13 protein-coding genes and 1 pseudogene are annotated in these 12,172 nt (G+C 43.0%); 10 read left to right on the top strand and 4 right to left on the bottom strand.

The features are described 5' to 3' along the window. The 3 genes from ACX5J7_RS05610 to ACX5J7_RS05620 all read left to right on the top strand — a co-directional run. On the top strand, positions 1-514 hold a 514-nt coding region (locus ACX5J7_RS05610; protein WP_498706393.1), incomplete at its 5' end, for a hypothetical protein. Between the two features lie 357 nt (positions 515-871). Beyond that, positions 872-1,663 (top strand): S1 family peptidase, encoded by a 792-nt coding sequence (locus ACX5J7_RS05615; protein WP_023559708.1) that lies wholly within the window; start codon positions 872-874, stop codon positions 1,661-1,663. Between the two features lie 171 nt (positions 1,664-1,834). Beyond that, positions 1,835-2,419, top strand: coding sequence for a hypothetical protein (locus ACX5J7_RS05620; protein ID WP_287149568.1), 585 nt, complete (start codon positions 1,835-1,837; stop codon positions 2,417-2,419). Between the two features lie 337 nt (positions 2,420-2,756). On the opposite strand, the gene ACX5J7_RS05625 is transcribed toward ACX5J7_RS05620, so the two are convergent. Together ACX5J7_RS05625 and ACX5J7_RS05630 are read right to left on the bottom strand one after the other, a co-directional pair. Next, on the bottom strand, positions 2,757-3,212 hold the full coding sequence (locus ACX5J7_RS05625; protein ID WP_024016314.1) for a tyrosine-type recombinase/integrase: 456 nt from the start codon (positions 3,210-3,212) through the stop codon (positions 2,757-2,759). Positions 3,213-3,303: 91 nt separating this feature from the next. Beyond that, the gene (locus tag ACX5J7_RS05630; RefSeq protein ID WP_041912891.1) at positions 3,304-4,197 is read right to left on the bottom strand and encodes a LysR family transcriptional regulator; all 894 of its coding nucleotides are present in this window, start codon (positions 4,195-4,197) and stop codon (positions 3,304-3,306) included. Positions 4,198-4,352: 155 nt separating this feature from the next. Here ACX5J7_RS05630 and ACX5J7_RS05635 point away from each other — a divergent pair, with 155 nt between their 5' ends. The 6 genes and pseudogenes from ACX5J7_RS05635 (at position 4,353) to ACX5J7_RS05660 (ending at position 8,780) form a co-directional block, all read left to right on the top strand. Beyond that, the gene (locus tag ACX5J7_RS05635) at positions 4,353-5,111 is read left to right on the top strand and encodes an SDR family oxidoreductase (protein ID WP_012518416.1); all 759 of its coding nucleotides are present in this window, start codon (positions 4,353-4,355) and stop codon (positions 5,109-5,111) included. A 74-nt stretch (positions 5,112-5,185) separates the two neighbouring features. After that, positions 5,186-6,193 (top strand): zinc-dependent alcohol dehydrogenase family protein, encoded by a 1,008-nt coding sequence (locus ACX5J7_RS05640; protein ID WP_020745896.1) that lies wholly within the window; start codon positions 5,186-5,188, stop codon positions 6,191-6,193. 22 nt (positions 6,194-6,215) lie between these two features. Beyond that, positions 6,216-7,223 (top strand): zinc-dependent alcohol dehydrogenase family protein, encoded by a 1,008-nt coding sequence (locus ACX5J7_RS05645; protein WP_012518414.1) that lies wholly within the window; start codon positions 6,216-6,218, stop codon positions 7,221-7,223. A gap of 180 nt (positions 7,224-7,403) precedes the next feature. Then, positions 7,404-7,829 (top strand): annotated as a pseudogene (locus ACX5J7_RS05650) (transposase); the annotation flags it as partial. Between the two features lie 243 nt (positions 7,830-8,072). After that, positions 8,073-8,297, top strand: a complete 225-nt coding sequence (locus tag ACX5J7_RS05655) for a GNAT family N-acetyltransferase (RefSeq protein ID WP_012518411.1) — start codon at positions 8,073-8,075, stop codon at positions 8,295-8,297. A 27-nt stretch (positions 8,298-8,324) separates the two neighbouring features. Beyond that, entirely contained in the window at positions 8,325-8,780 is a 456-nt protein-coding gene (locus ACX5J7_RS05660) for a PaaI family thioesterase (protein WP_012518410.1), read from the top strand. 434 nt (positions 8,781-9,214) lie between these two features. Here the strand turns inward: ACX5J7_RS05660 and ACX5J7_RS05665 are convergent, their stop codons facing one another. Next, positions 9,215-10,057 (bottom strand): DUF6279 family lipoprotein, encoded by an 843-nt coding sequence (locus tag ACX5J7_RS05665; protein ID WP_278384004.1) that lies wholly within the window; start codon positions 10,055-10,057, stop codon positions 9,215-9,217. A 202-nt stretch (positions 10,058-10,259) separates the two neighbouring features. Here ACX5J7_RS05665 and ACX5J7_RS05670 point away from each other — a divergent pair, with 202 nt between their 5' ends. Next, a complete protein-coding gene (locus tag ACX5J7_RS05670) occupies positions 10,260-11,270 on the top strand; it encodes an ATP-dependent 6-phosphofructokinase (protein WP_498706400.1) in 1,011 nt (336 codons plus the stop codon). Positions 11,271-11,344: 74 nt separating this feature from the next. Here ACX5J7_RS05670 and ACX5J7_RS05675 read toward each other — a convergent pair whose 3' ends face one another. Continuing rightward, positions 11,345-12,172 (bottom strand): LytR/AlgR family response regulator transcription factor, encoded by an 828-nt coding sequence (locus tag ACX5J7_RS05675; RefSeq protein WP_012518407.1) that lies wholly within the window; start codon positions 12,170-12,172, stop codon positions 11,345-11,347.

The following is a 12,172-nucleotide window of genomic DNA, read 5'->3' on the forward strand; positions in this document are numbered from 1 at the left end:
ATTTTGGTTGACCACGTCATATGGACTTGTAGTTACACATCAGGAGTTTTTCTTAGGAACAGGGGAAAGGATATTAAGTTTTTTATCTGAAAAGCTAAGCACTGAATTAGAGACTTTAGCTAAAGACCTTATTTATTTTCGCAACATCCATTTCTTGACTATCGAGCAATACGAAAAGCTACTTTGTATAACCAATGAAAGTGAACATTCTATAGCTGAGTTTTTGAAGTATGTGAGTAACTGTGAGTCTGATAGTAAAACGATGAAAATGATTATGGAACAATATATTGAGTCATTCTGCATCGAGGTTTGTGGTTTAAATTTACCTAACGGGTGCTCTTCAATACTAGCTGAGAAGGAAACTATATTCGAAAGTTCACTAACAGTATTAAACCACAATAGCGATCACTGGAGAATGATTGGTAGTAAAGGTGGAGATAATGGAATCATGCATTTTCTTAAATGCAGAAAAAACCTTATTCAAAATACGTATTTAAAGAAGGTTATGGCGTAATTTGATTGCTATTCTGGATAGAGTTTTCAAGCTAAAATCAAAATCTCAAAAAGTCCGCTGTTCGTTCAAAGTTGAAACTAGAAAACTAAGTCGCTTGGTGTTAACACGCATCAATTGAATCAGTCTCGACTTGATCTGTCAGATTCGAATAATAGGACTTAAACAAATCTGACAGTCGCATATGTTCCATTAGCAGTCGTTCGAATATTTGTAATTAAACGGCGGAAAAGTACGTAAAGCGGACGTCTAATATCCTCTCCATGAGTAAATGTTAGGTGGTATTTCAGGCAAAACGAGTGTTAGTATGGTGTCTTGGTAGGCAGCTTTTAGTTAGCCCTAAATCTACATGGATGTAATATGAAAATTTTGGTTTTATTTTTCGCTGTTTTCATTGCAACTAGTAGTAATGCTGTAGTGAAACGGCACGATATACCCTCCCGAAATTATGTCTTAGAAAAAGTACCCGAATACTTAATTGATCTACCTCATGAGGGTCATGGGGTATTGATAAAACCTCAATGGGTTGTGACAGTCGCTCATACCATTTTTTATAATTACATAGGTAAAAAATTACGGGTTGGCGATAAAGTCTTTGAAATAGAAGAGGTTCACATACACCCACTTTATATTGAACCAGGTGAGGTTCTCTTTAAAGGTGATGCAGCTCCCTTAATGAAGTTTTTAGAATCTAGAAGTGATATTGCTTTAATAAAGCTATCTTCCCCTGTTACAACGAGTGAACCAATTGATATCTACCCAAACATTGATCAAGCGGGTAAAGAGATCACAGTATTTGGTCGTGGAGCAACAGGTAACGGAGAAATTGGTGAAAACCTCGAAACTAAATCATTGCGAGAATTAAACCATTTTAGAAACATTATTGAATCTTCAAAAGGAAACTGGCTCTCATACAAATTTAATAAGCCGCCTGATGCATTGCCTCTTGAAGGAATGCACGCTGCTGGTGATAGTGGCGGAGCTTCAGTAATAATTGAAAACGGTAAGGCTTATTTGGTTGGTTTATCGAGTTGGCAAGTTTGGCGTGGAGATATTGCTAATTTTAAAGGCGGTTTATATGGTACTACCGCTTATCAAGTTAGGGTGTCAAATTACCGAGGCTGGATTGAAAGTGTATTGGGCAACTCGTGAGCCAGCCCACAAAATACTAATCGTTCAGTTTCTATTTCTTTTTGCCTATTTTAATCAAGCATTCATATTCCCATAGGTAAAGCGTGAACAGCGGCTCTTTGTCTCAATATAAAGCTAGCACTTAGGGACTGAAACGAGCGTAAACCGGCTTCTTACAACGGAGGTATGCAAATGGAAAAACTTAATAAAGTTATATTCAGCAAAGAGAGTAAAACTGGTGTTGCCATTCAAATTTTTGGCGTAGTTTGTTTTTTCGCTGCAATTCCTCTTCTTCACACATCAACTAAATCAAACTCGCCTGCTCTATACTTATTTTTTGCGGGCTTTTTTTCGTTCTCAATTCTTCTATGGGTGATTGGTTCTTATCAGAGACGGAAATTTTCTAAACTGGGTAAAACTCCGTTAACACTAAACCCGTCAGTCTGCACGATTGGCGAGGAATTTAAAGGCTCTATTGAAATTACAAAGCCAGATTTTAATAGTGTAAAAGAAATTTCAATTACTCTTTGGCAAAGAAGAAAGATAGCTGACGATGAATACCGAAACGATATAGTTTGGGAGTCGAGTGCGACTCCGAACATTATTCATGTAGACGGTAAAACAATCTTAGATTTTAGTTTTGTAATCCCGCATGATAAGGAGCCCACAAACCAATGGTTCTTTTCAAAAAATAAATATTTTTGGGAGGCTAGTTTCGAGTTTGTTGAATCAATGCAAAGTATAAAAAGAACTTGGGAAATCCCTGTAAAAAGGTAACTCGCAAGTCAATAGGACTAACACTGTGGGCTCAACTCGTGGCTGGCTAATGTAGACCATAACCTTAGTCCTATTTCTCAAGCTTCGAACGTCCGTTCATTGTCTTTAGCGGACTTGCGAAAAAGTTATATCCAATGTCCGCTTCACGCTCACAGGGGCTGCACAAGCAGCCCCGTACAGCCTAGATTTCAATAGACTCCGATATTTCCAAAACGTCATCAACTTCGATGCCTAAGTAACAAACTGTGCTCTCTAATTTCTTGTATCCAAGCAAGAGTTGAACTACTCGAAGGTTTTTAGTCATCTTGTAAATTAAATAGGGTTTGGTCCTGCGCAGTCAATGGGTACTGTACAGCGAGGTATTCAGTCCAAGTTTGTCAATCCATCCGTGGAAAATGCGATTATATTGTCTAGTTGATATGTGCTCAGCACCGTGTATACGAGATTTAAAAAGGTAGTCGGACGCTTTTAGTTCTGCTTTCTTCACCCAAGCCAAAATCGATTCGCCAGTGTTTGGTGTTATCTCAAATTGGACAGGGCTATCTGTTTTTTGCTGAACAACATTTGTACGCCTCAGCGCAGAACGTCCGCAAACGACGTCTGAAACTTTTAGTTTAACGAGGTCACAACCCCGTAGCTTGCTATCTAGACCAAGATTGAACAGTGCAAGATCACGCGTCCGACCTTCAATTTCTAATCGAATTCGGATGCCCCATATATGCGATATCTGAAGAGGTTTCTTCTGCCCAATTATGCGATCTTTATTCCAAGGTGTATGAATTCGAATTGCCATAAGCTGTCTCCTGCTCAGTAGGAACCAAAAGTATGACAGTCAGTTTAAATAGCATAATAATAAAATGAGCAAAAACTTCGGAATTGTGCCATTAGCGGACACTCAATCTTGACACCAAGTGATCAAAAACCAATCGAATACGTTGTGGTACTGGACCACGTTGAGGGCGATAAATATATAAATCCCAAGGCACCGGCTCGACCTCTTCTAACACTCTCACAAGTTTCTCTTGGCGTAATAAGTCTTGGACCAAAAAGTCAGGAATTTGAGCAAAACCTAGTCCATTTTGTATAGCCATTAATTCAGCTTCGGTGTCGGCACTTCGAAAACGTGTTATGGATGGCGTCCACTGTCTGTCCATGGAAAAAACCCACGGCCAAAGCTTTCCCGTATTGCGATCTACTAACCCTGTAACCGGCAAGTGGTTTAGTTCTTCAATAGACGCAGGCCTTCCCACTCTATTTATTAAGTCAGGCGAAGCCACGACATACATATTAATTTTGGTGAGCTGGCGGGCAATAAATCGACTATCTCTCATGAAACCGATACGAATCCCAATATCTATTTTTTCGTCAACTACATCCACGCGCTCGTCACTGAGTGTCAGGTCTATATCCAGTTGAGGATGTATTGTTGAAAGTTCCAGTAATACTGGCATTAAGCACTTATGACCAAAGCCAACAGGCGCTGCGATACGAACCCGCCCTTGTAATTCATTACCCGAGTTAGGGGCGCTTGTTTGAAACAATTCATCTACAGCGCGCAGGCGTTCTTTTGCTATCAAAGCAAATTTTTCTCCAACTAGGGTCACTTGTATGTGTCGAGTATTTCGATGAAATAAAAGCTCCCCTTGCAATCGCTCTAACTCCTTCACTGCTCGCGTCACTGCCTGAGGAGAAATTCCCAGACGGTTAGCCGCTTCTTTAAAGCTGCGAGACTCAGCAGCAGTACAAAATATCCGGAGCATTTCCAATCTGTTAAGCATCACGGTCATATTCAGGTTTGAAATGAATACATAAATATTATTCCAAAATATGGAATTGTGAAATTAAAACATTTCCATTTATTGGTTTTTGAAGGTAAGAGATACTTTGCTTGTTATTTAGACAACGTCATTCAACTTATTTGAGGATATTAAATATGAGCAGTGTTTTAGCAAATAACATCAGCGGTAAGGTCGTTGTTATCACTGGTGGTAGCAGCGGTTTAGGCGAGACCACGGCAAGACATTTAGCCAGCCTTGGCGCATCTGTTGTTTTAGGTGCCCGACGCATCGACAAGCTTGAAGCTATTGCTGCTGACATACGCGCAGCGGGCGGAGAAGTTGCGGTTCAAGCGACAGATGTGACTAGCCAGGACGAAGTGAAGGCCCTTGTAAATCTTGCACAAGAGCGCTTCGGTAAAGTTGATGTGGTTATCAACAATGCAGGGTTAATGGCGATTGCACCGTTAGCTGAGACTCGAGTTGACGAATGGGATCGCATGATTGACATCAACGTTAAAGGTCTGCTGTATGGAGTAGCCGCAGCGCTTCCGATCTTTCAGGAACAGGGATCCGGCCACTTTATCAATATTTCGTCCGTAGCGGGTATCAAAGTATTCAGTCCCGGCGGCACGGTTTATAGCGGAACCAAATTCGCTGTTCGCGCTATTGCCGAAGGCTTGCGCCATGAAGTTGGGGGTAAAATTCGTTCAACAATCATTTCACCAGGTGCAGTCGAATCTGAATTAAAACATGGAAGTTCAGATACTCAGGGTGCAGCCTTTGTAAAAGATTTTTATCAGCAAAATGAAATTCCATCTGAATCTGTAGCTCGTGCTATCGCATACGCAATTGAGCAGCCTGCGGATGTGGATATCAACGAGATTGTTCTGCGCCCAACAGTTCAAGAATTTTAATTCGTTTAATAAAAGATCTATTAACCAGCGGGTGATTTAACCACCCGCTGAATATTCAGTATGTGAGGTTATTGATGACAGCGTTAAACAGACAAATGCGTGCTTTGGTATTAGATAGCTATGAAGAGGGTACAGTATTCCGAGATGCCCTGATTAACTTACCCTCTCCATCAGCAGGTCAGGTGCAAGTAAAAATATTTGCAAGTGGAGTCAATCCTATTGATTACAAGATCCGCCAAGGTATCGCTCCTTACGCCATGCCGGAATTGCCCGCAGTACTTGGCACCGATTTAGCTGGAGAAATTGTTGCTGTCGGCGATGGCGTCACCGACTTTGCAATAGGCGATGCCGTTTATGGTCTGACTGGCGGAGTGCGAGGATTGCAAGGCTCATTGGCTGAATATGCCAACGTAGATGCTGAGTTACTTGCTCTCAAACCGAAAAATTTGTCCATGCGTGAAGCTGCGGCTTTACCTCTGGTTGCACTTACCGCTTGGGAAGGTTTGGTTGACAAGGCGAATGTTAAAGCGGGCCAGAAAATCCTTATCCAAGGTGGAGCTGGCGGAGTTGGGCATTTAGCCGTGCAAATTGCTAAAGCTTTAGGTGCCGACGTTTATGCCACTGCATCGACTGGAAAACAACAACTGCTCAAGGCCCTTGGTGCCACGCCAATTGATTATCACATTGCAAGCCCTGCTGACTACATGGACGCATACACCCAAGGCAAAGGATTCGATATCATTTACGACACTGTCGGTGGCTCTGCACTCGATGCCTCATTAGGTATCATTGCACATTACGGCCATATTTTAAGCTGTGCTGCATTCAGCTCACATAACCTCGCACCGTCGTCAATACGTTCTGCAACATTGTCAGGAATTTTTGTGTTACACCCACAGCTCAGCGGAGAGGGACGCAAACATCATGGTGACATTCTGCGGCAAATTACGGCTCTTGTTGAAGCTGGACAAATTAAGCCACTACTCGATCCGTTACGCTTTTCCCTAGACACGGCAATGGATGCACATAATGCCGTAGAGTTGGGGTCCATGGGTAAAGTCGTTATTGATGTAATTGCTTAAAAAGTCATTGTTGAGGATGCATATGAGCCCAAGAAAACTAATTCGAACTGTTCGTTTCCATGAATTAGGTGGCCCCGAGGTATTAACTATTGACTCGCTGGCGAGTCCAAGTTTGCAGGCCACTGATGTACGTATTGCGGTCAAAGTTGTTGGGCTCAATCGTGCTGATGCCATGTTTAGGCGAGGCAGCTATATAGAAAAGGCTGACTTCCCTTCGCGAATCGGCTATGAAGCATCCGGGATAGTCATTGAAGTCGGGGAAGAGGTAAATCATTTACGCCTTGGGGACGAGGTTTGTATTGTCCCTCAGATGGGGCTTTCTCAGAACGGCTGCTACGCAGAAGAGATTGTCGTACCAAGTGAATATGTGGCACTCAAACCAGCAGGGCTAACCTTTGCTGAAGGCGCAGCAGCTTGGATGCAGTACCTGACAGCTTATGGCGCTTTGGTCGAAATTGCTAACGTGCAAAAAGGCGATGCAGTACTGATAACCGCCGCATCGAGCAGTGTTGGATTGGCTGCGATTCAAATTGTGAATTCCCGGGGGGGTATCCCTATCGCTACAACTCTAACAGGAGCTAAAAAGGCTGCTGTGCTCAAGGCTGGCGCGGCCCATGTGATTGCAACCCAAGAAGAACCGCTGCTGGATAGCTTGAGAAGTATCTTGGGAGAAAACAATTTAAAAATCGCATTTGATGCTGTCGGTGGGCCGCAGATAGCTGAAATTGCTGAAGCAATGAGCCCTGAAGGAACAATAATAGTACACGGAGCATTAAGTCCCGAAATAACTCCTTTTCCCTTAAAAATAGCACTTCGTAAAAGTCTGATTGTTAGGGGGTATGTGTTTACTGAAGTTATAAAAGACATCGAGCGTTTTCGCAGAGCAAAGCAATTTATCCTCTCGGGTTTATCCGAAGGAACACTCAAGCCTGTCATTGATCGAAGCTTTAAATTTGAAGAGATAGTAGCAGCGCATCACTATCTGGAGTCCAATCAGCAGATTGGTAAAATAGTGGTCGAACTTGATTAACAGTTCGTAGCTTCCGCTAGTATCTCAACTCAGTCAGTGCCTGATAATAATTAGCGTGGGCTTTGTTGCGGAAATCGAATGAACTAAATCAGAATCTTACGATCAGATCAGGGACATTCATTCACTGACTTTGACTACATGCCGAAGTCTCGCTACAAAACCACAAACTGGCGCAAGTACAATATTTCAGGCGTGACAGATGCGGAAGTACTCCCAAATTTACTCAAACAAACACGCCGATCCATCAAGGAAATTTCGGGAGATGGCGCTTACGATACAAGGGAGTGCCACAGGGCGATTAGGGTTAAGAAAGCAATACCTCTAATCCCTCCACGTGAAGGAGTCGCCTTCTGGGAAAAAGGTCATCCACGTAATCTGGCGGTTGGTTGCCAAAAGCTCTATGGTTCGAACAAAAAGTGGAAACGAAAATATGGTTACCACAGTCGTTCATTGTCGGAGACCGCTAAGTATCGCGCAAAACAACTACTAGGCGCTTCATTCACTCTTCGAAATTACAATGCACAAGTTGGGGAGACATACGCCATAATCAAAGCACTCAACAAGCTAACAGAGATAGGTATGCCCGAAACTCAGTATATCGTTTAAAATGCAAACAATTTTGCTAGTATTCGCTCTCAAGTTGAATTCCGCAACAAAGCCGGTTGATTGCACGTGTTAGGGAGATGCATGCCCATTATTACGCTACAGTGGCTGATTTTGGTCGGGAATTTGCATTTTCAGTGGCGAGTAACATGGCGGAATTTATTGGAAGGCTAGATAACCCAAGCAATGAGATTTGGACGATCAAACGGGACGATAAAATCCATCTGTTGCCATTGATGGTTCATTGTGGACGACTCTTTAAGAGGTTTCGGACTAGGTAAACAGCTTCTCAATTCTGCATTAGCTTTTGCCGATGCTCAGGGTTTCGTCCAAATCAACTCATGGACTTTCTCAGGGTTTAATGCAGCTCGATATCTTTACGAAAGTCAGGGCTTTGCACTGGTGGAAGAGAAACTAGGCTTACAACGGGGTATAGAAGTCTTGGAGCAACGCTTCACCAGGTGCCTATAAACGTGAATAAATATTTAAGGAGTCTCAATGACAGCTACAAAAGAAGAAGTTATCGCTTTCATGAAATCGGAGTTTCCACAAAGCAAATGCGTTGTGGAAGCAGTGAGCAACGGTAGAGCGACTGTATCTCATCATGTAGGTCAGGATGAATTACGTCCTGGCGGAACGGTTTCGGGGCCTGTTTTAATGAGTCTGGCTGATGTGGCACTTTATGTGGCGATACTTGGTAAAATTGGCATCGTGCCATTGGCAGTAACAACTAGCCTTAACATCAACTTCTTACGTAAGCCATCGGCAAATGAGCGAATCATTGCGGAATGTTCTCTGATAAAAGTCGGCCGTACTCTCGTGGTTGGGGAGGTTTCTCTGTACTCTGAGGGGGTGAGTGATTTAGTAGCACATGTTGTGGGTACATACTCTATACCGCCCTATACATCGAAACGAAGTGAGAATATTAAAACAATTAACTCTCTGAAAGCTTGACTCCGTTTAAAAGAAAATAGGCAGTTATTTGAGGGGAAGATTAGTGGTTACCAATTGCAATCTAATATAAACGCCTACTTCAGGCCTGCAGCGGAGGCATTGAAGCAATTCGAGGCTAACAAACAAAGTCAGTCGGACAGCTAACGCTGTCGCTGCTTTGGGCGTAGAACGTTCGTCCCTTGTCTACAACGGACAAGCGCGTCAGTAACTTCCAATGTCCGCTTTACGCTCATAGCTGACCTCTGTCCCTAAAAGTGCAAACTTCAGCAATACGTACTAAGCCGCCGCCCACCTGAAGAAATCAATGTTATGCACGAAATAAACAGTAGTTCCTTCACTCCCCCTTCACTATTAACAATAAATACTTTACGCAGTTTCTATGATACTTAATCCATTGCAAGGTCGACTTTAACGTACCTTTACCGAAAACAAGGTTAGCCTTTAAAGTCCTCAACGGTTTCGATCAATTCATCTATATTTTCAATTAGCGCTTCGCGTTGCTTGCGGCTAAGGGTGGAAAACACTTCTGTTATTAATGTGGCGGTCACCGTCATATTGTGCGCACTGCTTTGTTTGTATATGTCACTCTTATAGCTGTCGGGGTTTTGCATAAGTTCGATTAAGTCTGTTTCAAAATTGTTGTTGAAACTTCGAGTAACGAATAGCTTTCTTGCCGCGTTTTGGATGTCTCTGCGATATTTAAGCCACTCTTCCCCCGTAGGGATAAACTGCGTAGCATAAGTACTTACAATTTGTTTTTGTTCATGACTAAGTTTGCCAATGCGTTCACTAATCGCTTCTTCAATACGCTCGATACGGTCCTCTAAGCGCGCTTCTTCTGTTTTTTCAAGCGCCTCTTTACGCTCTTCTTCTTCCTCTTTGTTATCTTTTTCTAACGCGGCAAAAAGCGAAACAACTTGCTCGTCATCTAAGGTCTTAGCAAGAGTCGCCAGTTCCGGGCTTATTTCATCACGAACCCGTTCCCAGTGTGACCTCGCTTTAACTAAGTGGTTGTACACTTTGTTAGAGTCTAACGTGCCTTCATTTATTTCGGCTTTAATTTCACTTAGGTGTGCTTTATACCGCCTAAGCTCTGTTGTTTTATGCCAACGCAACCAGTTCTGAAGGTGGTCATCAAACTTTTCTTCTTGTCCCTCTTTAAGTTCGATGTAGTCGTCTAAATACCAATACACCCACCAATCAAGGTTGTTGTAGGCCAGTTTTGAACTACAGGCAGAGAGAAAGACAACGAATACCAGTATAAACAACGTGCGCATAATCAATCCTTTTTTTGTTGTTTACGTTACTTACAGTCAAACCGCTTACTGCAAGTAAAAAAATAGAAAAATAAAATGGAACACCGTTGTAAAACTTTTTTAATCATTTGGGTGTTCAATGCTTCATTACAAACGTCCACTTTACGTAGCGTAGCCTTTACTTTACCTTAACCGTATTGCCTGTAAAAAGAAGGACTTTAATGTGTCAAAACGTGTCGCAATTTTAACCTCTGGTGGCGACGCACCAGGTATGAATGCATGTATTCGGGCCACTATCATTGCCTGTCAAAAAGCCGGTTATACACTGTTGGGCTATAAGCACGGGTACAATGGGCTACTGCAGCAAGAATATATTTCATTGTCCTTAGACTCTACGCATAACCTTATTCAGCAAGGCGGTACAATTTTACATAGCGCAAGGTGCAAAGAGTTTATGCGCGAAGAGGGGCTGTTGAAAGCGGCTCATAATTTAAAGAAAGCGCACATAGATTCATTAATTGTTATCGGCGGTGACGGCTCGTTTAAAGGGGCTGCTAAATTAAGCGAGCATTGGGATGGGCAAATTATAGGTATCCCTGGCACTATCGATAACGACATTGCGGGAACAGACGCAACTATCGGTTATTTCACGGCTATTGATACGGCCATGAGCTCTATCGATAAAGTACGCGATACTGCCGACGCTTTTGAACGTATCTTTTTAGTAGAGGTAATGGGGCGCAATGCTGGCTTCTTAGCCCTTAATGCTGCCCTCTCCTCTGCTGCAGACTATGTTATTGTTCCAGAGTTTTTCTCTTCAGCTGAATCTGAAATAGAAAAACTCGTGTCACAAATTAACGCTCAGCGAACGCTGAAAGGGCCTGTTAGTTTTATCGTTGTGGTTGCAGAGAACGTATGGCCCAACGGACTAGCGGGCTTAACTGATGCCCTTCAACAACGAAACCTACAAGATGTAAGGCCGGTTACTTTAGGTCACGTTCAGCGCGGTGGTTCCCCGGTAGCGCAAGACCGACTTCTAGCGACTACGCTGGGAGAAGCGGCCATTCGATTGGTAGGAAAAGACATAAGTAATGTTATGGTTGGTGAGGTTAATCAGCGCCCAGTAACCGTGCCATTGTCTGAAACGTGGGAAAATACTAAACCGCTGAACGAGGCCCGTGTCGGCGCTATGCGAACGCTTATGAACGAGCGTTATAACCTAGCAGATAACTAGCGTGCATTAAAAAGCCCTGTGGTGAGTTGCGGTTTAAGCAAACGCCCAAGGGCTTTTCGTTTTTGTAACGCCCGTTACATTTTCATTGCCGCTTTTACTTTGTCGCGGTGACTGCGGCTTACTTTAAGTTCAGTATCGTTTTGCAGTATCAAATGATACTCGCCGCTTATGTGGCTTACTAGCTTTTTGACAAAGCGAATATTAGCAATAGCCGAACGGTGAACACGCACAAAGAACTGCGGGTTGAGTTCTTGCTCTAATTCTTTCATTGTCTTACGCATGATATGCATACCATCTAGGGCATGTACGCACATATAATCGCCCGCGGCGTCTATCCATTGAATATCCTGAACATTAACACGGGTCACTTCCGAGCCATCTTTAATGGCCAGTACATCTGGGTATGGATTAGTTTCCACTGGTTCACCGTTGGCAAGCTTGCGCAAAATTTCTTCGCAGTCGTCACCGGTTAATTCAGCAACAAGGCTAACAAGCTTTTGCGATTGCTCATCTTGATGTTGAGTAGAGAAGTATTCTCTAACCTTGTTAAGCGCCGCGCCAAGACGTTCGTCGTCTGCAGGCTTTAGTAGATAGTCTAAAGCATGAACATCGAATGCCTTAATCGCATAGCTATCGTACGCAGTTACAAATACTATCATTGGGATGGGTTGCTTTAGTTCACGCAGTTTGTGAATTACCTGAAACCCGTTTAAGCCCGGCATTTGGATATCTAGAAACACTAAATCGGGGCGATGCTGAGAGATACTACTCACCGCTTCAAGGCCATTTTGACACTCGGCAAGAACCTGTACATCATCATGACGTTCTAACCTGGCACGAAGCCCTTTGCGTGCTAAAGGTTCGTCGTCCACTACAATGGTTTTAATCACTTGCTTTGTCAT

It is taken from the genome of Alteromonas infernus (assembly GCF_902705815.1).